Raw genomic sequence first — 22,769 nt, 5'->3', positions numbered from 1 at the left:
TTTATAATCGCTGGACTGTTTTCCGGTATGCCTATGCAACCTACGACTCCCCCGTCTCCGCCGCCGGCCTCGGAACCGCCTCCGCCCCCGCCGCCGCCGGCCGTCGAACCGCCGCCGCCCCCTCCCCCGCCGCCGCCGCCGCGCAAGCGGCCGCTGTGGCTGAAGCTGCTGCTCGGCTTCGTCGGCCTGTGCGTGGCGCTCGCGCTATGCGCGGGGCTCGTGCTCGGCTACGCGCTGGTGGTGGCCTGGCCGAACATGCCGTCGCTCGACGCACTCACCGACTATCGTCCGAAGGTGCCGCTGCGCATCTACACGGCCGATCACGTGCTGATCGGCGAGTTCGGCGAGGAGCGCCGCGACATCGTCCATATCCAGGACGTGCCCGATTCGCTGAAGAAGGCGATCCTCGCGATCGAGGACGCGCGCTTCTACGAGCATGGCGGCGTCGACCTGACCGGCATCGCGCGCGCCGGCGTGGTGGCGCTGACCAACGGCCACGCGACGCAGGGCGCGAGCACGATCACGATGCAGGTCGCGCGCAACTTCTTCCTGTCGAGCGAGAAGACCTACACGCGCAAGATCTACGAGATGCTGCTGTCGTACCGGATCGAGCGCGCGCTGACGAAGGATCAGATTCTCGAGGTCTACATGAATCAGATCTATCTCGGCCAGCGCGCCTACGGCTTCGCGAGCGCGGCGCGCGTCTATTTCGGCAAGGACCTGAAGGATCTCACGCTGGCCGAAGCGGCCATGCTCGCGGGCCTGCCGAAGGCGCCGTCGGCCTACAACCCGGTGGTCAATCCGAAGCGCGCGAAGGTGCGCCAGCAGTACATCCTCGAGCGCATGCTGGAGCTGAACTTCATCACGCGCGAGCAATACGACGAGGCGGTCGCGCAGCCGCTGGTGGTCAAGACCGCGACGCGCGAGTACAGCGTCCACGCCGAGTACATCGCGGAAATGGTGCGCCAGATGATGTACGCGCAATACAAGGACGAAACCTATACGCGCGGCTTCAACGTGGTGACGACGGTCGACTCGGCAGACCAGACGCTCGCCTACCAGGCGCTGCGCCGCGGCCTGATGGACTACGAGCGCCGCCACGGCTATCGCGGCCCGGAAGCGTTCATCGAGCTGCCGGCCGACGCCGGCCAGCGCGAGCAGGCGATCGGCGACGCGCTGCTCGACCACCCCGACAACGGCGAGCTGATCGCGGCAGTGGTCACCGACGCGAATCCGAAGCAGGTGCGCATCGCGTTCGCCGACGGCGGCGGCGCGACGCTCGAAGGCCCGAAGCTGCGCTTCGCCGCGGCATCGCTGGCCGCCAGCGCGCAGCCGAACCGGCGCATCCGCCCCGGCGCGATCGTGCGCGTGGTGAAGAACGACGGCGGCGACTGGGCGATCACGCAGCTGCCGCAGATCGAGGGCGCGTTCATCTCGATCGTGCCGCAGGACGGCGCGATCCGCTCGCTGGTGGGCGGCTTCGACTTCAACAAGAACAAGTTCAACCACGTCACGCAGGCATGGCGCCAGCCCGGTTCGAGCTTCAAGCCGTTCATCTACTCGGCCTCGCTCGACAAGGGCCTGGGGCCGGCCACCATCATCAACGACGCGCCGCTGTTCTTCAGCGCGGCCGAGACGGGCGGCCAGCCGTGGGAGCCGAAGAACTACGGCGGCGGCTTCGACGGGCCGGAGCCGATGCGCACGGCGCTGATGCGCTCGCGCAACCTCGTCTCGATCCGGATCCTCAACTACATCGGCACCAAGTACGCGCAGCAGTACATCACGCGCTTCGGCTTCGACGCGGACCGCCATCCGGCCTACCTGCCGATGGCGCTCGGCGCGGGCCTCGTCACGCCGCTGCAGATGGCGGGCGCCTACTCGGTGTTCGCCAACGGCGGCTATCGCGTGAACCCGTACCTGATCGCCGAGGTGACCGATTCGAGCGGCAACGTGGTGGCGCGCGCGCAGCCGCTGGTGGCCGAGCAGAGCGCGCCGCGCGCGATCGACGCGCGCAACGCCTACGTGATGAACAGCCTGCTGCAGAGCGTGGCGCAGCGCGGCACCGGCGCGAAGACCAACGTGCTCAAGCGCACCGACCTCGGCGGCAAGACCGGCACCACTAACGATTCGCGCGACGCGTGGTTCGCGGGCTTCCAGCACACGCTCGCCGCGATCGCCTGGATCGGCTACGACAACCCGCGCAGCCTCGGCGACCGCGAGACGGGCGGCGGCCTCGCGCTGCCGGTCTGGATCGACTACATGGGGCCGTCGCTGAAGAACGTGCCCGAATACAGGATGCCGATGCCCGACGGCGTCACCACGATCGGCGACGAGCTGTTCTTCAGCGAGTTCACGCCGGGCCACGGCTTCGTGTCGACGGTCGGCGTGGCGCAGGCGGCCTCGCCCGACGACGCGTCGATCCCGCACGTCGACGCGCAGGAGAAGCAGGACATCATGAACCTGTTCCAGGGCGGCAACTGAGGCGCCGCGCGGCCTCGCAACGCAGAAAGAGCGACCCGCGGGTCGCTCTTTTCTCATCGGCAGCGCGCCTGCCGGTGCAGGCTCAGGCGCTGAACGTCACCGGCTCGCCGGCCTGCTCGGTCGCGTACTGCGTCAGCGCCGCGAAGAACTCGTTGCCCGAGCGCGTGTCGCGCCACGCGCCGTCGAGATAGCGGAAGTGATAGCCGCCCGACTTCGCCGCGATCCACACTTCCTTCATCGGCGGCTGCAGGTTCACGATGATCTTGGTGCCGTTCTCGAAGCTCAGCGTGATGACGCCGCCGTTGCGGCCCAGATCGATGTCGAGGTCGCCCTCGTTGGCTTCGTCCACGCAGCGCTCGACGGCCGCCAGAACGGCCTCGGCGCGGGTCAGGTATTCAGTGTCGCTCATGCTAAACTCTGTCGATTCAATTGTTTAGGGACGATCATGCGAGTCGTTTTCCAGATGAGCGCGATTGTAGCGGCTTTGGCGCTTGCCGGCTGCGGTCAACGCGGCGCGCTCTATCTGCCCACCGTGCCGCCTTTGCCTCCCAAACCGATCGAAACGACGCAACCGCCAGCCGCCGACGACGCGGCGTCGGCCCCCGATGCCGCCTCCACCGCCGACCCGGCGCCGGACGACGCGGCCGGCGCGTCACTGACGCTTTCGCCGTCGCTCGCCTCGCCGGGCGCGGCCTCCGACGCCACCCCCAATCGATGATCCCGGATGACTCACCCCGCATTTGACTACGTCGACGGCATGCTGCACGCCGAAGGCATTCCGGCCGACAAGCTCGCCGACCACTTCGACACCCCGCTCTACGTCTATTCGCGCGCCGCGCTGACGGCCGCGTACCAGGCCTATGCCAAGGCCTGCGAGGGCCGCCGCGCGTCGATCCACGTGGCCGTGAAGGCGAACGGCAATCTCGGCGTGCTGAACCTGTTCGCGCGGCTCGGCGCCGGCTTCGACATCGTCTCGGGCGGCGAGCTCGCGCGCGTGCTCGCGGCGGGCGGCAAGCCGGAGCAAGTGGTGTTCTCGGGCGTGGCCAAGAGCGCCGACGAAATGCGCGTCGCGCTCGAAGCCGGCGTCAAATGCTTCAACGTCGAATCGGTGCCGGAGCTCGACCGCCTCAACGCGGTGGCCGGCTCGCTCGGCAAGCGCGCGCCGGTCTCGCTGCGCGTGAACCCCGACGTCGATCCGAAGACGCATCCGTACATCTCCACCGGCCTGAAGGCCAACAAGTTCGGCGTGGCGTTCGCCGACGCGCGCGCGACCTACCGCGCCGCCGCCGCGCTGCCGAACCTGCAGGTGGTCGGCATCGACTGCCACATCGGTTCGCAGATCACCGAACTGAGCCCCTATCTCGACGCGCTCGACAAGGTGCTCGACCTGGTCGAGCAGATCGAGGCGGACGGCATCGCGATCCATCACGTCGACGTGGGCGGCGGGCTCGGCATCACCTATTCCGACGAAACGCCGCCCGACATCGGCGCGTTCGTGCGGGCGCTGTTCGAGAAGCTCGACGCGCGCGGCCACGGCCACCGCGAGCTGTTCTTCGAGCCAGGCCGCTCGCTGACCGGCAACGCCGGCATCCTGCTCACGCGCGTCGAATTCCTGAAGCCGGGCGAGGAGAAGAACTTCGCGATCGTCGACGCCGGCATGAACGACCTCGCGCGGCCGGCGATGTACGAGGCCTACCACGCGATCGTGCCGGTCAAGCAGGCCAGCGCGCAGGCGAGCGCCGTCTACGACGTGGTCGGCCCGGTCTGCGAGAGCGGCGACTGGCTCGGCCGCGAGCGCACGCTCGCGATTGCCGAAGGCGACCTGCTCGCGATCCGCTCGGCCGGCGCCTACGGCTTCGCGATGAGTTCGAACTACAACACGCGCCCGCGCGCGGCCGAGGTGCTCGTCGACGGCCAGAACGCCTATCTGGTGCGCGAGCGCGAGACGATCCCGAGCCTGTTCGAGAAGGAATCGATCCTGCCCGACGCCGAGTGAGCCGGGCCGGGCGCGTTGGCGCCGCGACCACCGGCGGGACGAAAAAAAGCGATGCGTGTGAAAAGCGCATCGCTTTTTTCATGCCGGCTCGCCGGAGGCGCCGCGCCGCCCCGGCGCCATCGCGGTATCCGCACGCCCGGCGAACTACGCCGCGGCCCGGGTACGCCGCCGTGCCAGCGCCGCCACGAGCCGCCAGCCGAGCAGCACCAGCACGATCGCGCCATAGAGCTTCGGCAGCGCCAGATCGTGCTTGCCGGCGCGCATCCACCAGAAGTGCAGGATCGCCAGCAGCGCGATCGCGTAGATCAGCCGGTGCAGCCGCTGCCAGTGGCGGCCGAGCCGGCGCACCATCGCGCGCGGCGAGGTCAGCGCGAGCGCGATCAGCAGCACGAACGCCGCGAAGCCGACGGTGATGAACGGCCGCTTCACGACGTCCTTCAGGATCGCCGCGAGATCGAACCACTTGTCGAACCAGAAGTAGGTGATGAAGTGCAGCGTCGCGTAGAAGAACGCGAACAGCCCGATCATGCGCCGCAGGCGCAGCAGCGCGGTCACGCCGGTGAGCCGCCGCAGCGGCGTGACGGCCAACGTCACGCAGAGGATCACGAGCGTCCAGAGCCCGGTCGAACGCGTGACGAACTCGATCGGGTTCGCGCCGAGCCCGCCCGTCGTGCCGAGCACCACGAGCCGCGCGAGCGGGAACAGCCCCGCGGCGAACACCGCCACCTTCGCGATGCGCAGCGCCCACGGCGCGGCCGGCGCCCGGGCCGTCTCGCGCGGGCCGCCGGCGGCCCGCGTGGCGCGCGACGCACCTGGCAATTTCTTGTCCACCGCGCGCCGCCTAGAAGTTCTTGCGCAGATCCATGCCGCGATACATCGATGCGACGAGATCGCCGTAGCCGTTGAACATCAGCGTCTTGCGCTTCGGCGTGAAGAAGCCGTCCTCGCCGATGCGCCGCTCGGTCGCCTGGCTCCAGCGCGGGTGGTCGACCTCGGGATTCACGTTCGAGAAGAAGCCGTACTCGGTCGGCGCATAGGTGTTCCAGCTGGTCTTCGGCGCCTGCTCGACGAAGCGGATCTTCACGATCGACTTCGCGCTCTTGAAGCCGTACTTCCACGGCACCACGATCCGCACCGGCGCGCCGTTCTGGTTCGGCAGCACCTGCCCGTAGACGCCCATCGCCAGCAGCGTGAGCGGGTTCATCGCCTCGTCGAGCCGCAGCCCTTCCGAGTACGGCCAGTCGAGGATCGGCTCGGCCAGCCCCGGCATCTGCGACGGATCGGCGAGCGTGACGAACTGCACGTACTTCGCGTTCGCCGTCGGCTGCACGCGGCGGATCAGGTCGGCGAGCGGGATGCCGATCCACGGAATCACCATCGACCAGCCCTCCACGCAGCGGTGCCGGTACACGCGCTCCTCGAGCGGCGCGAGCTTGAGCAGTTCGTCGATGTCGTAGACCTTCGGCGCCTTCACCGCGCCCTCCACGCTCACGCGCCACGGATGCGGGCGCAGCGAGCCGGCGTGCTGCGCGGGATCGCCCTTGTCGGTGCCGAATTCGTAGAAGTTGTTGTAGGTCGTCACGTCCTTGTACGGCGTGACCTTGTCGGGCACCACGAACTTCGCGTTGGTCGCGGCGGCGAGCGGATGCGCGGCGGGGTCCGGCGAACGGTAGGCCGCCGACGCGGCGCCCGGCACGCCGAGCCCGGCCGCCACGGCGGCGCCCGCCGCGCGCAGCACGTCGCGGCGCGCGGCGAATACCGACGGCGCGGTGATGTCGTGGCGCGCGATGTCGTCGCCGGTCAGCAGCCGGCGGCGCGTGGTCCTGATCAACATGAAGCGTCTCCTCGCCGGGCCGCGGCGCCGGCGGTCATGCGTTGCATCGATCCGCCCACGCGCGGAGCGCGCGGCGGCCCAACAAAAAACCGCCGGGCACGAACGCGTGCGGCGGCGGTTTGCGAATCCGTGATCGGTTCCGGCCGGAGCCGACGCAGCCCGGCCTACAGCTTGCCGTAGCTGTGCAGCCCCGAGAGGAACATGTTCACGCCCAGGAATGCGAAGGTGGTGACGAGCAGGCCCGTGAGCGCCCACCAGGCCGCAACGGTACCGCGCAGCCCCTTCATGAGCCGCATGTGCAGCCACGCCGCATAGTTGAGCCAGACGATCAGCGCCCAGGTCTCCTTCGGGTCCCAGCTCCAGTAGCCGCCCCATGCTTCGGCGGCCCACAGCGCGCCGAGGATCGTCGCGATCGTGAAGAACGCGAAGCCGACCGCGATCGACTTGTACATCACGTCGTCGAGCACCTCGAGCGCGGGCAGGCGATCGGCCAGCACGCCGCGCTGCTTGCACAGGTAGGCCACGCTGACCATCGCCGACAGCGCGAAGCTGCCGTAGCCGATGAAGTTGGCCGGCACGTGGATCTTCATCCACCAGCTCTGCAGCGCCGGCACGAGCGGCTGGATCTGCTGCGCGTCGCGCGCGATCGAGTACCACATCAGGAAGCCGACCGCCGCGCTGATCACGAGCAGCACGAATGCGCCGAGCGCGCGCGTGCCGTAGTGCCCTTCGTAGTACAGATAGAGCAGCGCCGTGATCAGGCTGAACAGCACGAACACTTCGTAGAGGTTCGACACCGGGATGTGGCCGACGTCGGCGCCGATCAGGTACGACTCGTACCAGCGCACCATCAGCCCCGTGAAGCCCATCAGCACGGCGGCCCAGGTCATCTTCTGGCCGATCGCGGCGCCGGTTTCGGAGCGACTCAGCATGCCGATCCAGTAGAACACCGTGGCGAACACGAACAGCGCGCTCATCCAGAGGATCGCCGACTGGCTCGACAGGAAGTACTTGAGGAAGAACGCCGAGTCGGCGCGCGACAGGTCGCCGTGATAGAGGTTCAGCGACAGCAGGGAAAGCACCGCGATCGACGCCATCAGCAGCCGCGCCGGCTTCCAGCGCCAGCCGAGCACGACCAGCGCGGCGGTCGCGCCCGTCATCACGGCCTGGTCGTAGTAATCCATGTGCGCCTGGTAATGCACGAGCGCGAAGCCGGCGCCGGCCACCATCGCGAGCGCGAACAGCCAGTCGACGAGGGACAGGCGCTTCAGGAACGGGCGCTCGTCGAACAGCGGCGCCGGGGCGGGCGCGCCCGCTTGCGCGCGGCCGCGCGGCGCGGGGGACGAAGAAACTTGGGTCAGATCCATGACGTTACCGTGGGGAGTCGTGGGGATCGGTCTTGCGCTCGGCAGGGCCCGCTGCGGCGGGCTCGGCACCGAGTACCGCGCCGACCGCGTCGCGCGTCTGCGCGAACTCCTTCTCGAAATCGAATGTCTTGCGGGCGCTCGACATCGCCATCACGACGCCGGTACCCGCTTCCGTGTCCTTGAGCCAGAACCACAGCCGGCGCTCGCGTACGTAGAACATCGAAAAGATGCCGAACACCAGCAGCAGGCTGCCAAGATACACCAGATTTTTACCAGGTGCGCGTGTCAACTGGAATACCGAAGCCTGCACCTGCTTATATGAATCAAGCCGCAAATACACCGGCGCGCCATACAGGAAGCTGTCCGACAGCGCGTTGATGGTGTTCTGCACGAAGCGCGCCGACTCGGCCGACTGCGCGACGGGCTTCAGGTTCGCCTGCCCGCGCGCCACCTGCCAGACCTGCCACATCGCGCCTTCCAGCATGCGCAGGAGCAGGCCGGCGGCCTTCTCCTGCTCGGCTTTCGGCACCGACTGGTCGATGAAGCCGGCCACCGCCTGGAAGCCGCCCACCGGATCGCCATCGGGCTGGCGGCCCGAACTCGCGTCGGCGCCCGCGAAAAGGGTCAGGACGCGCAGCGCGCTGTCGTTCAGGCGCGTGCGCAGCGCCGCGTCGGCGTCGGGCAGCGAGCCCTGCGCGAAGCGGCGCGCCGCCTCGGCACGCACGGCCGGATCCTCGAGCGCGGCGCGGATCCGCATCCACTCGTCGATCGAATCGTCGGCGTCGGCGGGAATCCGCAGGTAGCGGAACGGATCGTTCGGGCTCGCGCGCACGCCGGCCAGGAACACGCGGTCGCCGCCCACCTCGACCGGCAGCATGTAGTTGTTGAACTCGCGCGCCTGACCGTCCTTGCCGCGCACCTTGTACTGCACCGACGGCCCGACGTTGTGCAGGTTCACCGGCGTCGAGGTCTTCGCGCCGGAGCCGAGCCGCTCGTCGAACGCCTCCTTCAGCGAGTGCGTCATGCTCACGCCGCGCGCGTCGGCCTTGCCGTTCGCGTCGGTGAGGTTCTCGACGTTGATCGCGCGGAAGTCGGCGAACTCGATCGTCTCGCCGTCATGGCCCGCGAGCGGCACCGCGTTGCCGATCGTGCCGTCCACCGGGAACGACGCGTCGCGGTCGCCCGTCATCGGGAACGCGGTCATCCGCATCTGCGAGCCGCCGTCCTGGAAGCTCGACTGGTAGATCGACACGCCCTTGTAGGTGAACGGCTTGTTGACCTCGACGCGTGCCGGGATGCGCTTGCCGGTCTCGCGGTCGATCACGACGATGTCGCTCGCGAACAGCTTCGGCATGCCGGTCGAGTAGTAGTCGACGATGAACTTGTCGAGCTGGATCGAGAACGGCAGGTCCTGGATCAGCGAGCCGTTCGGCTGGTTCAGGATCGCGGTCGAGACGTACTGCCCTTCCGGCACCCACGCGTAGCCGCGGAACGTCGGGTTCGACGCCGACAGCCGGTGGTCGGGCGAGATCTCGCTGATCGCCGCGCTGGTGTTGACGGGCGACTTGCCGAACAGCCACATCTGGAAGTGGATCGGCAGGTTGCTGTCGAGCAGGCCGCCGAGGCAGATCACGACGATCGCGAGATGCGCGGCGATGTAGCCGTACTTGGTCATCGCACCGCGCTTCGCGGAGATCAGCGTCGCGCCGTCCGCTTCGCGCACCACCAGCTTGTAGCCGGCCTTGCCGATGAATGCGGCGAGCGAGGCCGCCACCTGTGCGCGCGCGCCGGTGGCCGCGTACTCGGCCTTGTGATGGAACGCGCGCAGGCTGCCTTCGCGCACCTTGTCCTTCCAGCTCTTCGCGTCGGCCAGCATCTTCGGGCCGTTGCGGATCACGCAGAGCGACAGCGAGATCACCAGGAACAGCAGGATCAGCATGAACCACCAGGCGCTGTAGACCGTGTAGAGGCCGATCGCGCGGAAGATGTCGGCCCAGAACGGGCCGAACTGGTTCACGTAGTTCGGATAGGGATCGTCCTGCGTGAGGACGGTGCCGATGATGCTCGCGATCGCCAGTACGACGAGCAGCGCGATCGCGAAGCGCATCGAGCTGATCAGCTCGACCGCGGTGTTCAGCATGCGGCGCCGCGAGTTCGCCTGGATTCCTGACGTGGTAACGCTCATTCACACTCCGACTGACAACAAAAAAGGGCAAGGCGCCAGCCTGGCGGCAGCGCCCCACCCTTTCTTTTTGTTTCCGCGCCGCGGCGCGCGAGGCGCGGCGGCGAGGATTCCCGTGCGTCGGGAGCGATCAGTGCAGGCCGGCAATGTAATCGGCAACCGCCTTCACTTCGCTGTCCGACAGGCGCGATGCGATCTGGTGCATCGGCTCGTTGTTGTTGCGCGCGCCCGCGCCCTGCTGGAACGCCGTGAGCTGCGCGACCGTGTAATCGGCCCACTGCCCCGACAGGCGCGGATACTGCACCGGAATGCCTTGTCCGGTCGGGCCGTGACAGCTTGCGCAGGCCGGCACGCCCTTGTCCGCGATGCCGCCGCGGTAGATCTGCCGGCCCAGTGCGACGGTGGCCGCGTCGCGCGCGACCCCGGGCTTCGGGGCCTGCGCACCGTAGTAAGCGGCCACGTTGCGCGCGTCGGCATCGTTCAGCGCGCCGGCGAAACCGGCCATCACCGCGCTGTTGCGCGCCGGCCCCTTGGCGCCCGGCTGCGTCTTGAAATCGTGCAACTGCTTGACCAGATAGTCGGGATGCTGGCCGGCCAGCTTCGGGAACGCGCCCGTGGCACTGTTGCCGTCGGCGCCGTGGCACGACGCGCAGACCTGCGTCGCGATCGCCTTGCCCCGCTCCAGATCCGGCTTGGCCGCATCCGCCGCGTCTGCCTCTGCCACGAAACCAACGAACCCTGCCGCAACCTGAAGCGCTATCAGAGACTTGCACAGTCGATTCATTCGCACACCCTGTTTCGTCTTGTGGGAATTTGAGGTTCTGCAAACGACGGCACTCAGTCTACCGCAGAAAGCCCCCGCAACCGGCCCGCGGGGCTTCGGAAAAACCGCCGTATTGTACAATATGGCGTTTACAGCCCCGTTCCGGCTATCAGGGTTACTGCGCGGATTACCGCATGCAACGCCCACGCGGATCATTGCGGGGTTCCCGCCTCCACGCGCGGCCCGCTCCGCGCTCTCGCTCCATCCGCACTCATGGCCTTCCTGCTCCATCAAGCCCGCTTCTACACGACCGTCAATCACCTGCGCGACCTGCCGCCCACCGTGATTCCGGAGATCGCCTTCGCCGGCCGGTCGAACGCGGGCAAATCGACGGCGATCAACATCCTCTGCAACCAGAAGCGGCTCGCGTTCGCCTCGAAGACGCCGGGGCGCACGCAGCACATCAACTACTTCTCGGTCGGCCCCGAGGCGGAACCGGTCGCGAACCTCGTCGACCTGCCCGGCTACGGCTACGCCGAGGTGCCCGGCGCCGCGAAGGCACACTGGGAAGCGCTGCTGTCGGCCTACCTCAAGACCCGGCCCCAATTGCGCGGCATGATCCTGATGATGGACTCGCGCCGGCCGCTGACCGAACTCGACCAGCGCATGATCGAGTGGTTCGCGCCGACCGGCAAGCCGATTCACACGCTGCTGACGAAGTGCGACAAATTGACCCGCCAAGAGAGCGTCAATGCGCTTCGCAATACGAAGAAAGCGCTCGAGGCCTATCGCGACGCCGGCTACGAAGGTGAGCTGACCGTGCAGCTGTTCTCGGCGCTCAAGCGCACCGGGCTCGACGAGGCGCACGCGCTGATCGAGAGCTGGCTGCGGCCGTCGGCCGCCGGCGAAAATGACGCAGCTGTAGGAGAATGACCGTTCCGCGCGCCTCGCGCGCGGCCCCGAACGGAGGCTTGCCGTCGGTTGGCGCATAAAAAAACCCGCCGTTTCGCGGCGGGTCAAACAGCCTAATCGAATAACGACAGGCACCCGCTCAGGGAGGAGAAGCGGGGAGCATCGCGCCTTGGCGCGGTACTCGATCGCTATCATATACCATTGTCTCGAAATTTCACCGAAGGGTTCCGTAAGGGTTCCTTCAGACTGATTCCAGCGATTTCGTCATGAGCCTCCATCCCTTGCATCGCCCGCGCAGAATGCGCCGCGACGACTTCTCGCGTCGCCTGATGCGTGAAAACCTCCTCACCACCAACGACCTGATCCTGCCGGTGTTCGTCGTCGAAGGCACCAACGTGCGCCAGGGCGTGGCCTCGATGCCCGGCGTCGAGCGCGTCTCGGTGGACCTGCTGATGGGCGTCGCCGAGCAGTGCGTCGCGCTCGGCGTGCCGGTGCTGTCGCTGTTCCCGGCGATCGAGCCGGCACTGAAGACGCCCGACGGCCGCGAGGCCGGCAACCCCGATGGCCTGATTCCGCGCGCGGTGCGTGAGCTGAAGCACCACTTCCCCGAGCTCGGCGTGCTGACCGACGTGGCGCTCGATCCGTACACGAGCCACGGCCAGGACGGCGTGCTCGACGAGAACGGCTACGTGATCAACGACGCGACCATCGAGATCCTGCTCGAGCAGGCGCGCGCGCAGGCCGAGGCCGGCGTCGACATCGTCGCGCCGTCGGACATGATGGACGGCCGGATCGGCTCGATCCGCGAGATGCTGGAGAGCGACGGCCACATCCACACGCGCATCATGGCCTACTCGGCGAAATACGCGTCGGCGTTCTACGGCCCGTTCCGCGACGCGGTCGGCTCGGCCACCAACCTCGGCAAGAGCAACAAGATGACGTACCAGATGGACCCGGCGAACTCCGACGAGGCGCTGCGCGAGATCCGGCTCGACATCGACGAAGGCGCCGACATGGTGATGGTGAAGCCCGGCATGCCGTACCTCGACATCGTGCGCCGCGTGAAGGACGAGTTCCGCTTCCCGACCTACGTCTACCAGGTCAGCGGCGAATACGCGATGCTGAAGGCCGCCGCGCTGAACGGCTGGCTCGACCACGACAAGGTCGTGCTTGAATCGCTGCTCGCGTTCAAGCGCGCGGGCGCCGACGGCGTGCTCACCTACTTCGCGCTCGACGCCGCGCGCCTGCTGCGCGACCAGAAGTAAGCCGGCGCGCCTGGGCGGCGCCTCCCAACGAAAACGGCGAAGCACGTCAGGCGCTCCGCCGTTTTTTCATGCGCGACGCGCTCGGCCGGCGCCGGGGCTCAGGCCGACGGCGCGCCCGCGCGGTCGAGGCTGCGCAGGAAGCGATCGGCGGCCTGATAGCCGACCACGCGGCCGAGTTCGCGGCCATCGCGATCGAACACGATGATGCCGGGCGGCCCGAACAGGCCGAAGCGCTTGAGCAGCGCCTGGTCGTCGCCGTTGTTGGCCGTGACGTCGGCGCGCACCAGCTGCAGCTGGCCCAGTCGCGCCTGCACGCGCGGATCGGTGAAGGTCAGGTGCTCCATCTCCTTGCAGCTCACGCACCAGTCCGCATAGAAATCGAGCAGCACCGGCCGGCCGGCGCTCTTGATGATCTGGTCGAGCTCGGCGCTCGAACGCACCGGCGCGAAGCTCGGGCCTTCGTGCGCGGCGGTGCCGGCTGCCGCTGCGCCCGCCACGGCGGCACCGCCGCGCGCGGCGAATACCGACAGCGGACGCAGCGGATCGGTCGAGCCGGCCGCGAGGCCGACCAGCAGCACGGCGGCCCAGATCGCGAACGCGGCGCCGACGCCGCGGCCGAGCCGGCGCCAGATCGAGGCGCCGCCGGCCGCCGGCGTGAAGAGGCCGGTGGCCGCCGCGGCGATCAGCAGCCAGAGCGCGGCGAGCGCGATCTGCACCGCGGCGCCGAGCACCGGCCAGACGATCCAGAGCGCGGCCGCGAGCAGCACCACGCCGAAGAACACCTTCACGCCTTCCATCCAGGCGCCGGCGCGCGGCAGCAGCGTGCCCGCGCCGAGGCCGATGATCAGCAGCGGCACACCGAGGCCGATCCCCATCGCGAACAGCGCGGCACCGCCGAGCAGCGCATTGCCGGTATGGGCGATGAACGCGAGCACGGCGAACAGCGGCGCCGTCATGCAGGCGCCGACCACCAGCGCCGAGAGCGCGCCCATCGCGGCCACCGCCGCGAAGCGCCCGCCCGAACGCCGGCTCGAGGCCTGCGCGGCGCCGTCCTGCCAGCGCTGCGGCAGCGCGATGTCGATGCCGCCGATCAGCGTCAGTGCGAACACCGTCAGCAGCAGCCCGAACGCGCCGAGCATCCACGGGTTCTGCAGCCACGCGCCGAGACTCTGGCCGATCAGCGCGGCGGCGATGCCGAGCACGGTGTAGACGAGCGCCATCCCGACCACGTAGGTCAGCGACAGCGCGAAGCTGCGCGCGCGCGTCGCCCGGGTGCCCTCGCCGATGATGATCGCCGACAGGATCGGGATCATCGGGTACGAGCACGGCAGCAGGCTCAGCACCATGCCGGCCACGAAAAACAGCGCGACGACGGTCAGGAAGCCGTGGCCTTCGAGCAGCGACTGCGCGTAGTCGGCGCTCGTCACGCGTTCGTACCAGCTGCCGTCCGCGGCGGGAGCGGCCGGCGTGGCGGGCGCCTGCGAGCCCGCAGCCGGCACGGCCGATTGCGCCGGCGCGGGCGAACTGGACGCCGGCGCCGCCGTCAGCGCCGCGCCCGCCACATGCACCACGTGCTCGGCGGGCGGATAGCAGATGCCGCCGTCGGCGCAACCCTGCGAGGTCACCGACAGCTCGAACGGGCCGGACGCCTTCGTGACGGGCACACGGATCGTCAGCTCGCCGCGATAGGTCTCGACGTTCTTCGCGAAGGTCTCGTCGTACTTCACGTGGCCGGGCGGGATCTGCGCCTCGCCGAGCGTCGCGGTGCCGCTTTTCACGGCGAACACGAAGCGCTCGCGGTACATGTAGTAGCCGTCGGCGATCTTGAAATGCAGGTCCACCTGCCCCGGCGATTCGCTCGAACTGAAGCGGAACGCGAGCGACGGGTCAAGGAAGTCGCCGTCGGCGCGCGCGGCCGATGAAAGGCCGAACAGCGCGCCGAACAGCATCAGGCACGCGAGCAGCAGACGCAGGCCGGAGGCTGCGGAAAAGTGGCGATCAGACATGAAAGAGGCGTTGGGTTTCGGCCGCCACCCAGGTGCCGTAGGGCACGGACGCGGTGGCCTGCCACGAGACGATTTCGGGTGTCTCGTAGGGATGATGGGAGGTGATGAAACGCTCGAGCTCGAGCGCACGCACGGCACTCGTCTTGAACAGCAACTGGATCTCTTCCGCCGATTCGATCTTGCCCTGCCAGTGATAGCTCGAGCGGATCGTGCCGAGTTCCGACACGCAGGCCGCGAGCCGGGCGCCGAGCGCGCCGTCCGCGAGCGAGCGGGCCGCGGCCGCATCGGGCACGGTCGTCATCATCAGCACGATCACCATCGACGTCTCCTGCGGAATTCGCGAAACGCCATATCCTAACGCAGGCGTCCGCTTCGCGCGCTGCGTGCGGCCCGCGCGCAGGCAACAAAAAAGCCAGGCATCGGCCTGGCTTTTTTTGCGACATCGCGAAAGCTTATTCGGCTTCCTGGACGTTGTCTTCCGAGACTTCCGGACGATCGAGCAGCTCGACCAGCGCCATCGGCGCGTTGTCGCCGACGCGGAAGCCGAACTTCAGGATGCGCAGGTAGCCGCCCGGACGGTTCGCGAAGCGCGGACCGAGCACGTCGAACAGCTTCGTGACCGAGTCACGATCGCGCAGGCGGTTGAAGGCCAGGCGACGGTTCGCCAGCGACGGCTTCTTGCCGAGCGTGATCAGCGGCTCGACGACCTTGCGGAGTTCCTTCGCCTTCGGCAGCGTCGTCTTGATGACTTCGTGCTCGATCAGCGAGTTGGACATGTTACGGAGCATTGCCAGACGGTGGCTGCTCGTGCGGTTCAGTTTCCGCAGACCATGACGGTGACGCATTTCAGTTTCCTTGATTCAAAGTTTTGATCCAGCTCTTCTATCGCGCCGGGACTGGCGCACGGGCCGGTAGAAAAAAGCAAGACGCGGATTCTAAAGGAAAATCCGCGTCCTGACCAGACTGGCGACGCGTGGACGCCGCCGGGAATTACTTGTCGAGACCGGCCGGCGGCCAGTTTTCGAGCTTCATGCCCAGCGTGAGGCCGCGCGAGGCCAGCACTTCCTTGATTTCGTTCAGCGACTTGCGACCGAGGTTCGGCGTCTTCAGCAGCTCGTTTTCCGTACGCTGGATCAGATCGCCGATGTAGTAGATGTTCTCCGCCTTCAGGCAGTTCGCCGAACGCACCGTCAGCTCGAGATCGTCCACCGGACGCAGCAGGATCGGATCGATCTGCGGCGCGCGCGACGGCGCTTCCGCGGCCGTTTCCGTGCCTTCCAGCGCCGCGAACACGGACAGCTGGTCGACCAGGATGCGGGCCGACTGGCGGATCGCTTCTTCCGGCGTGATCACGCCGCTCGTCTCGATGTTCATGACGAGCTTGTCGAGGTCGGTACGCTGCTCGACCCGGGCGCTTTCCACCGCATAGCTGACGCGGCGAACCGGCGAGAACGAGGCGTCCAGCACGATGCGGCCGATGATCTTCGCGGTTTCCTCGCCGTAGCGACGGACGTTGCCCGGCACGTAGCCGCGGCCCTTCTCGATCTTGATCTGGACGTCGAGCTTGCCGCCCTTGGTCAGATGCGCGATCACGTGATCGGGGTTGATCACCTCGCAGTCGTGCGCGAGTTCGATGTCGCCGGCCGTCACGATGCCTTCGCCTTCCTTGCGCAGGGTGACCGTGACTTCGTCGCGGTTGTGCAGCTTGAACACCACACCCTTCAGGTTCAGCAGCAGGTTGACGACGTCCTCTTGCACACCATCGAGCGTCGAGTACTCATGCACGACACCGGCGATCGTCACTTCGGTCGGCGCGTAGCCCACCATCGACGACAGCAGCACGCGGCGGAGCGCATTGCCCAAGGTATGGCCATAGCCGCGTTCGAACGGCTCCATGACCACTTTCGCATGGTTCTCGCCCAGCGACTCCACGGCGATGATCTTGGGTTTCAACAAACTGGTTTGCATAGGTTTTCCTTTTCAATACCCTCGGCTCGTTACACCGATAAGGCTGACCGGTAACACCTGAAAATGAACAGCCGAGGCCCTGCCGGCACTTCGCAAGCAGGGTACCTCGGCTATCAATCGGATTAACGCGAATACAATTCGACGATCAGGCTTTCGTTGATATCGCCTGCGATTTCAGCGCGTTCCGGCACTTGCTTGAACGTGCCTTCGAACTTCTTCGCGTCGACCGCAACCCAGCTCGGCATGCCGCCTTGCTCGGCCAGCGACAGCGATTCGACGATACGCGCCTGCTTCTTCGACTTCTCGCGGATCGCGATGATGTCGCCTGCCTTGACCTGCAGCGACGGGATGTTCGACGCGATGCCGTTCACCGTGATCGCCTTGTGGCTCACCAGCTGGCGCGCTTCGGCGCGCGTCGAGCCGAAGCCCATGCGGTACACGACGTTGTCGAGGCGCGACTCGAGCAGCTGCAGCAGGTTTTCACCCGTGTTGCCCTTGCGGCGATCGGCTTCGGCGAAGTAGCGGCGGAACTGACGCTCCAGCACGCCGTAGATGCGCTTGACCTTCTGCTTTTCACGCAGCTGCGTGCCGTAGTCGGACGTGCGCGCACCGGAGATGCGGCCGTGCTGACCCGGCTTGCTGTCGAGCTTGCACTTGTCGGCGAGCGAGCGGCGCGCGCTCTTCAGGAACAGATCGGTGCCTTCACGGCGGGACAACTTGGCCTTCGGGCCGGTATAACGTGCCACTTTGCGTTTCCTCTATCTATCGTCACGCGGATCCGGATCCGCGCTAGTTCGTGTCCTTTGGACCGAACGGTGGACTTAGTCAATCAATACAATCAACTACGTTGCCCGTCGACGCCCCGCGGCGACAACAGGCTGCGCCAGGCATCCTTAGATGCGGCGGCGCTTCGGCGGACGGCAGCCGTTGTGCGGGATCGGCGTCACGTCGGAGATCGCCGTGATCTTGATGCCGAGGCCGTGCAGTGCGCGCACTGCCGACTCGCGACCCGGGCCCGGGCCCTTGATGCGCACTTCCAGGTTCTTCACGCCGTATTCCATCGCGACGCGGCCAGCCGACTCGGCTGCCACCTGCGCGGCGAACGGGGTCGACTTGCGCGAGCCCTTGAAGCCCTGGCCGCCCGACGTCGCCCACGCCAGAGCGTTGCCCTGACGATCGGTGATCGTGATGATCGTGTTGTTGAACGATGCGTGAACGTGAACCACGCCTTCCGCAACGTTCTTCTTAACCTTCTTGCGAACGCGTTGAGCCGCGTTATTGGAAGCCTTAGCCATGACGTTTTCCTGTAACTGTCAGCTTATTTCTTCAGCGCTTGAGCGGCGCGGCGCGGACCCTTGCGGGTACGTGCGTTGGTACGCGTACGCTGGCCACGCATCGGCAGACCCTTGCGATGGCGCACGCCACGGTAGCAGCCGAGGTCCATCAGACGCTTGATGTTCATCGTCACTTCACGGCGCAGATCGCCTTCGACGACAAACTTGCCAACCTCTTCACGCAGCTTTTCGAGGTCTGCGTCGTTCAGGTCCTTGACCTTCTTCGAGAATTCGACGCCAGCGGCGGCGCAGATGCTGCGCGCGCGCGTGCGGCCGACACCGAAAATCGCCGTCAGGCCGATCTCGGTATGCTGGTGATTCGGGATGTTAACCCCTGCGATACGAGCCATTGTTTTTCCTCAAACAAAAAGCGCAAACGAGCGCGCGATCAGCCTTGACGCTGCTTGTGGCGCGGGTCCGAGCTGCAGATCACGCGAACCACACCCTTGCGCTTGATGATCTTGCAATTGCGGCAAATGCGCTTAACCGATGCCATCACTTTCATGATATTACCCTTTTTACAAATCACTTCGCCCGGAACACGATCCGCGCACGAGACAGATCGTAAGGCGTCAATTCAACCGTCACCTTGTCGCCCGGGAGGATGCGGATGTAGTGCATCCGCATCTTTCCCGAAATATGCCCCAATACGACATGGCCGTTTTCCAGCTTCACGCGGAAGGTCGCATTCGGGAGGTTTTCGACAACCTCTCCCTGCATCTGGATTACATCGTCTTTGGCCATAGTCCTTGATCAACGCATTGGGATGTTGCTGCCCTTGAAATTGGCTTTCTTGAGCAGCGACTCATACTGTTGCGACATAACGTACGACTGCACCTGCGCCATGAAGTCCATCGTGACGACGACAATGATCAGCAGCGACGTTCCACCAAAATAAAACGGCACGTTCCAGCGCAGTACCAAAAATTCCGGCAGCAGACACACGAAGACGATGTAGATCGCACCGGCCAGCGTCAGACGCGTGAGGATGCGGTCGATGTATCGCGCGGTCTGGTCGCCCGGACGGATGCCCGGCACGAACGCGCCGCTCTTCTTCAGGTTGTCCGCCGTTTCCCTGCTGTTGAACACCAGCGCGGTGTAGAAGAAGCAGAAAAACACGATCGCCAGCGTGTACAGCAGCACGTACACCGGTTGACCCGGCTTCAGCGCTTCGGCCACGTTGTGCAGCGTGTCGGACAGCCAGCTCTTGCGGTCACCCGAGCTGAACCAGCTCAGGATCGTTGCCGGGAACAGGATGATCGACGATGCGAAGATCGGCGGAATCACGCCCGACATGTTCAACTTCAGCGGCAGATGCGACGACTGTCCGCCGTAAATCTTGTTGCCAACCTGGCGCTTCGCGTAGTTCACGAGGATCTTGCGCTGACCGCGTTCGATGAACACGACCAGGTAGGTCACCGCGCCGATCAGCACGACGATGATGATCGCCGAGATGATGCTCATCGAACCCGTGCGCACCAGCTCGAACAACCCGCCGACGGCGTTCGGGAAACCCGCCGCGATCCCGCCGAAGATGATGATCGAGATGCCGTTGCCGAGGCCGCGCTCGGTGATCTGCTCGCCGAGCCACATCAGGAACATCGTGCCCGTCACCAGCGTCACGACCGTCGTCAGCCTGAACAGCATGCCGGGATCGATGACGAGGCCTGGCTGGTTCTCGAGCGCCGCGGCGATGCCGAAGGCCTGGAACGTCGCCAGCACGACCGTGAAGATCCGCGTGTACTGCGTGATCTTGCGCTGCCCTGCCTGCCCTTCCTTCTTCAGCGCCTCGAGCTGCGGCGAGACGATTGCCAGCAGCTGCATGATGATCGACGCCGAGATGTACGGCATGATCCCCAGCGCGAAGATCGTGAAGCGCGACAACGCACCACCCGAGAACATGTTGAACATGCCGAGGATGCCGCCTGCCTGGCTCTGGAACAGCTTCGCCAGTTGATCCGGATCGATGCCCGGAACCGGAATGTGCGCGCCGATGCGATAGACGATCAGCGCCAGCAGCAAGAACATTGCCCGCCGGCGCAGATCGCCGAACTTCGCCGTGCTTCGACCGGGTTTTGCGAGACTCGGGCTGTTGGCCAAGTATCTTCTCCGATGCAGATGCTAGTAACGGCCGCGAGGCACGTTACTCGGCAAACGAACCGCCGGCCGCTTCGATCGCTGCGCGAGCCGACTTGGTCGCACCGAGACCCTTCACGACGATCTTGCGCTTCAGTTCGCCCGTAGCGATGATCTTCGCGCTCTTCGTCAGCTCGCCGACCAGGCCGGCTTGCTTCAGTGCGAGCAGATCGATCTCTTCGACCGGCAGCTTCTCGAGGTCGCCCAGACGCACTTCACCGACGAATTCCTTCGTCAGCGACGTGAAGCCGCGCTTCGGCAGACGACGCTGCAGAGGCATCTGACCGCCTTCGAAGCCGACCTTGTGGAAGCCGCCCGAACGCGATTTCTGACCCTTGTGACCACGGCCGGCCGTCTTACCGAGACCGGAACCGATGCCGCGGCCGACGCGACGCTTGGCGTGCTTCGCGCCTTCTGCCGGCTTCAGGTTATTCAATTCCATAACAACTCCTTGATCCGTAGTCGGCGCTTAGCCGATGACCTTAACAAGGTACGAGACCTTGTTGATCATGCCGCGCACCGCCGGCGTATCCTGCAGCTCGCTGACCGAGTTGAGGCGACGCAGACCCAGGCCGCGCACGGTGGCGCGGTGCGTTTCGCGGGTCCCAATCAGGCTCTTGACGAGCTGAACCTTGACAGTTTTTTCAGACATGGTGACCACCTGGGCTTAGCCCAAAATATCTTCGACGGACTTGCCGCGCTTGGCGGCGATGTCTGCCGGCGTCGATTGCTTGCGCAGGCCGTCGAGCGTCGCACGAACGAGGTTGTACGGGTTCGTCGAACCGTGGCTCTTGGCCACCACGTTCTGCACGCCCATCACGTCGAACACCGCGCGCATCGGACCGCCGGCGATCACGCCGGTACCTTCCTTCGCCGGGGCGAGGAGGACCGCCGAAGCGCCGTGCTTGCCGTGAACTTCGTGTTGCAGGGTACCGTTCTTCAGCGGCACCTTGAACATGTTGCGGCGAGCCTGCTCCATTGCCTTTTGCACGGCGACCGGCACTTCCTTCGCCTTGCCCTTGCCCATGCCGACGCGGCCATCACCGTCGCCGACCACGGTCAGTGCGGCGAAACCGAGAATCCGGCCACCCTTCACGACCTTGGTCACGCGATTGACCGAAATCATTTTTTCGCGAAGGCCGTCGTCGCGCTCGTCGGCCTGAACTTTCGCTTGCATCTTTGCCATGACGATTCCTTCCTTAGAACTTGAGCCCAGCTTCACGAGCTGCGTCGGCCAGAGCCTTGACGCGACCGTGATAGCGGAAGCCCGAGCGGTCAAAGGCGACGGATTCGATGCCGGCGGCCTTGGCCTTTTCTGCGATACGCTTGCCGATCAGCGTCGCTGCATTGACGTTGCCGCCCTTGCCCGACTGATCAGCCAGCTGCGCACGCACTTCGGCTTCGAGCGTCGACGCGCTGGCCACCACCTTGGTGCCGCACGGCGAGAACACTTGCGCGTAGATGTGCGAGTTCGTGCGATGCACGGCGAGACGCGCGACCTGCAGCTCGGCGATCTTGATACGCGTCTGGCGAGCGCGGCGCAGGCGAGATTGAGTCTTATCCATGATTGCGCACCCTTACTTCTTCTTCGTTTCTTTGAGGATCACAACCTCGTCGGCATAGCGCACACCCTTGCCCTTGTAGGGCTCGGGCGGGCGGTAACCGCGGACTTCCGCAGCCACCTGGCCGACCTTCTGCTTGTCGATCCCCTTGATCAGAATTTCGGTTTGCGTCGGGGTTTCCGCCTTGATGCCTTCCGGCATCTGATGCACCACCGGGTGCGAGAAACCCAGCGACAGATTCAGCTTGTCGCCTTGCGCCTGCGCACGATAACCGACGCCAACCAGCGTCAGCTTGCGCTCGAAACCCTTCGTCACGCCCTGCACCATGTTCGCGATGAGCGCGCGCATCGTGCCGGACAGTGCATTCGCTTCGCGGCTTTCGTCGACCGGCGCCAGATTCAGCGTGCCGTTGTCGTTCGCCACCGTCACAAGCGGGTTCACCACTTGCGAGATCGTGCCCAGCGGGCCCTTGACGGTGATCGAGCCGTTCGCCAGCGTCACCTCCGCGCCTTGCAGCGCGATCGGGCTCTTACCTACTCGAGACATGTTTCTTTCTCCTTTCGGTTAGGCGACGTAGCAGATGACTTCGCCGCCGACGCCGGTAGCGCGCGCCTTGCGGTCGGTCATCACGCCCTTCGGCGTCGACACGATTGCCACACCCAGGCCGTTCATGACCTGCGGGATGTCATTGCGGCCGCGGTACACGCGCAGGCCCGGCTTCGACACGCGCTCGAGGCGTTCGATGACCGGACGGCCGGCGTAGTACTTCAGTGCAATGTTCAGTTCTGCCTTCGCGCCTTCGCTCTTGACTGCGAAATCGTCGATATAGCCTTCGTCCTTCAGGACCTGGGCGATCGCGACCTTCACCTTCGACGAGGGCATTGCCACCGAAACCTTCTCGACCATCTGCGCGTTGCGGATGCGAGTCAGCATATCGGCGATAGGATCACTCATGCTCATTTA

General features: G+C 66.0%; 27 protein-coding genes. 5 read left to right on the top strand and 22 right to left on the bottom strand.

Annotated elements, in window-relative coordinates:
• The first annotated feature begins 27 nt into the window (after window positions 1-27).
• Window positions 28-2,481 (top strand): penicillin-binding protein 1A, encoded by a 2,454-nt coding sequence (locus BpN12_RS16055; protein WP_425306347.1) that lies wholly within the window; start codon window positions 28-30, stop codon window positions 2,479-2,481.
• Window positions 2,482-2,563: 82 nt separating this feature from the next.
• Here BpN12_RS16055 and cyaY read toward each other — a convergent pair whose 3' ends face one another.
• Window positions 2,564-2,890: an iron donor protein CyaY gene (gene cyaY / locus BpN12_RS16050; RefSeq protein ID WP_042623644.1), complete on the bottom strand. Its 327-nt coding sequence runs from the start codon at window positions 2,888-2,890 to the stop codon at window positions 2,564-2,566.
• A gap of 36 nt (window positions 2,891-2,926) precedes the next feature.
• Between cyaY and lptM the strand changes: the two genes are divergently transcribed.
• Window positions 2,927-3,199, top strand: coding sequence for an LPS translocon maturation chaperone LptM (gene lptM / locus BpN12_RS16045; RefSeq protein WP_042623643.1), 273 nt, complete (start codon window positions 2,927-2,929; stop codon window positions 3,197-3,199).
• Between the two features lie 6 nt (window positions 3,200-3,205).
• Complete coding sequence (gene lysA / locus BpN12_RS16040) at window positions 3,206-4,477, top strand: diaminopimelate decarboxylase (protein WP_246796514.1); 1,272 nt, start codon at window positions 3,206-3,208, stop codon at window positions 4,475-4,477.
• A gap of 144 nt (window positions 4,478-4,621) precedes the next feature.
• Here lysA and msrQ read toward each other — a convergent pair whose 3' ends face one another.
• The 5 genes from msrQ to BpN12_RS16015 form a co-directional block, all read right to left on the bottom strand.
• Window positions 4,622-5,308 carry a protein-methionine-sulfoxide reductase heme-binding subunit MsrQ gene (gene msrQ / locus BpN12_RS16035; protein WP_246796513.1) on the bottom strand — a complete coding sequence of 229 codons (687 nt, stop codon included), beginning with the start codon at window positions 5,306-5,308 and terminating at the stop codon, window positions 4,622-4,624.
• A gap of 10 nt (window positions 5,309-5,318) precedes the next feature.
• Window positions 5,319-6,311 carry a protein-methionine-sulfoxide reductase catalytic subunit MsrP gene (gene msrP, locus BpN12_RS16030; RefSeq protein WP_246796512.1) on the bottom strand — a complete coding sequence of 331 codons (993 nt, stop codon included), beginning with the start codon at window positions 6,309-6,311 and terminating at the stop codon, window positions 5,319-5,321.
• 164 nt (window positions 6,312-6,475) lie between these two features.
• Window positions 6,476-7,678, bottom strand: a complete 1,203-nt coding sequence (gene ccsB, locus BpN12_RS16025) for a c-type cytochrome biogenesis protein CcsB (protein ID WP_246796511.1) — start codon at window positions 7,676-7,678, stop codon at window positions 6,476-6,478.
• Between the two features lie 4 nt (window positions 7,679-7,682).
• A complete protein-coding gene (locus BpN12_RS16020; protein WP_246796510.1) occupies window positions 7,683-9,863 on the bottom strand; it encodes a cytochrome c biogenesis protein ResB in 2,181 nt (726 codons plus the stop codon).
• A 127-nt stretch (window positions 9,864-9,990) separates the two neighbouring features.
• Complete coding sequence (locus tag BpN12_RS16015) at window positions 9,991-10,644, bottom strand: c-type cytochrome (RefSeq protein WP_246796509.1); 654 nt, start codon at window positions 10,642-10,644, stop codon at window positions 9,991-9,993.
• A gap of 252 nt (window positions 10,645-10,896) precedes the next feature.
• On the opposite strand from BpN12_RS16015, the gene yihA reads away from it, so the two are divergent.
• Window positions 10,897-11,556 (top strand): ribosome biogenesis GTP-binding protein YihA/YsxC, encoded by a 660-nt coding sequence (gene yihA, locus BpN12_RS16010; RefSeq protein WP_246796508.1) that lies wholly within the window; start codon window positions 10,897-10,899, stop codon window positions 11,554-11,556.
• Window positions 11,557-11,801: 245 nt separating this feature from the next.
• Window positions 11,802-12,800 (top strand): porphobilinogen synthase, encoded by a 999-nt coding sequence (gene hemB / locus BpN12_RS16005; RefSeq protein ID WP_246796507.1) that lies wholly within the window; start codon window positions 11,802-11,804, stop codon window positions 12,798-12,800.
• Between the two features lie 98 nt (window positions 12,801-12,898).
• On the opposite strand, the gene dsbD is transcribed toward hemB, so the two are convergent.
• From dsbD to rpsH, 16 genes are all read right to left on the bottom strand, one after another.
• The gene (gene dsbD, locus BpN12_RS16000; RefSeq protein WP_246796506.1) at window positions 12,899-14,806 is read right to left on the bottom strand and encodes a protein-disulfide reductase DsbD; all 1,908 of its coding nucleotides are present in this window, start codon (window positions 14,804-14,806) and stop codon (window positions 12,899-12,901) included.
• Window positions 14,799-15,125: a divalent-cation tolerance protein CutA gene (gene cutA / locus BpN12_RS15995; RefSeq protein ID WP_246796505.1), complete on the bottom strand. Its 327-nt coding sequence runs from the start codon at window positions 15,123-15,125 to the stop codon at window positions 14,799-14,801. Before cutA ends, dsbD begins: the two co-directional genes overlap by 8 nt.
• Before the next feature lie 133 nt (window positions 15,126-15,258).
• Complete coding sequence (gene rplQ / locus BpN12_RS15990; RefSeq protein WP_042623632.1) at window positions 15,259-15,651, bottom strand: 50S ribosomal protein L17; 393 nt, start codon at window positions 15,649-15,651, stop codon at window positions 15,259-15,261.
• A gap of 145 nt (window positions 15,652-15,796) precedes the next feature.
• Entirely contained in the window at window positions 15,797-16,774 is a 978-nt protein-coding gene (locus BpN12_RS15985; RefSeq protein WP_012734378.1) for a DNA-directed RNA polymerase subunit alpha, read from the bottom strand.
• Between the two features lie 122 nt (window positions 16,775-16,896).
• Entirely contained in the window at window positions 16,897-17,520 is a 624-nt protein-coding gene (rpsD, locus tag BpN12_RS15980; protein ID WP_246796504.1) for a 30S ribosomal protein S4, read from the bottom strand.
• Between the two features lie 147 nt (window positions 17,521-17,667).
• The gene (rpsK, locus tag BpN12_RS15975; RefSeq protein ID WP_012734376.1) at window positions 17,668-18,069 is read right to left on the bottom strand and encodes a 30S ribosomal protein S11; all 402 of its coding nucleotides are present in this window, start codon (window positions 18,067-18,069) and stop codon (window positions 17,668-17,670) included.
• A gap of 23 nt (window positions 18,070-18,092) precedes the next feature.
• Complete coding sequence (gene rpsM, locus BpN12_RS15970) at window positions 18,093-18,458, bottom strand: 30S ribosomal protein S13 (protein ID WP_246796503.1); 366 nt, start codon at window positions 18,456-18,458, stop codon at window positions 18,093-18,095.
• Window positions 18,459-18,496: 38 nt separating this feature from the next.
• The gene (rpmJ, locus tag BpN12_RS15965) at window positions 18,497-18,613 is read right to left on the bottom strand and encodes a 50S ribosomal protein L36 (RefSeq protein ID WP_004199844.1); all 117 of its coding nucleotides are present in this window, start codon (window positions 18,611-18,613) and stop codon (window positions 18,497-18,499) included.
• Window positions 18,614-18,633: 20 nt separating this feature from the next.
• Entirely contained in the window at window positions 18,634-18,852 is a 219-nt protein-coding gene (gene infA, locus BpN12_RS15960; protein ID WP_012734373.1) for a translation initiation factor IF-1, read from the bottom strand.
• Between the two features lie 9 nt (window positions 18,853-18,861).
• On the bottom strand, window positions 18,862-20,208 hold the full coding sequence (gene secY, locus BpN12_RS15955; protein WP_198250532.1) for a preprotein translocase subunit SecY: 1,347 nt from the start codon (window positions 20,206-20,208) through the stop codon (window positions 18,862-18,864).
• Window positions 20,209-20,251: 43 nt separating this feature from the next.
• Entirely contained in the window at window positions 20,252-20,686 is a 435-nt protein-coding gene (gene rplO / locus BpN12_RS15950) for a 50S ribosomal protein L15 (protein ID WP_012734371.1), read from the bottom strand.
• A gap of 27 nt (window positions 20,687-20,713) precedes the next feature.
• Window positions 20,714-20,896: a 50S ribosomal protein L30 gene (gene rpmD, locus BpN12_RS15945; protein ID WP_010106952.1), complete on the bottom strand. Its 183-nt coding sequence runs from the start codon at window positions 20,894-20,896 to the stop codon at window positions 20,714-20,716.
• 15 nt (window positions 20,897-20,911) lie between these two features.
• Window positions 20,912-21,430, bottom strand: coding sequence for a 30S ribosomal protein S5 (gene rpsE, locus BpN12_RS15940; RefSeq protein ID WP_012734369.1), 519 nt, complete (start codon window positions 21,428-21,430; stop codon window positions 20,912-20,914).
• Window positions 21,431-21,443: 13 nt separating this feature from the next.
• A complete protein-coding gene (rplR, locus tag BpN12_RS15935; RefSeq protein ID WP_012734368.1) occupies window positions 21,444-21,809 on the bottom strand; it encodes a 50S ribosomal protein L18 in 366 nt (121 codons plus the stop codon).
• A gap of 12 nt (window positions 21,810-21,821) precedes the next feature.
• The gene (rplF, locus tag BpN12_RS15930) at window positions 21,822-22,352 is read right to left on the bottom strand and encodes a 50S ribosomal protein L6 (protein ID WP_042623629.1); all 531 of its coding nucleotides are present in this window, start codon (window positions 22,350-22,352) and stop codon (window positions 21,822-21,824) included.
• An 18-nt stretch (window positions 22,353-22,370) separates the two neighbouring features.
• Entirely contained in the window at window positions 22,371-22,766 is a 396-nt protein-coding gene (rpsH, locus tag BpN12_RS15925; RefSeq protein WP_009687199.1) for a 30S ribosomal protein S8, read from the bottom strand.
• Window positions 22,767-22,769: the final 3 nt, after the last annotated feature.

This window comes from Burkholderia perseverans (assembly GCF_022870505.1).
Lineage (GTDB): Bacteria > Pseudomonadota > Gammaproteobacteria > Burkholderiales > Burkholderiaceae > Burkholderia > Burkholderia plantarii.
Note: the sequence above shows the minus strand (reverse complement) of the source record. Positions and strands in the feature narration are given on the sequence as shown.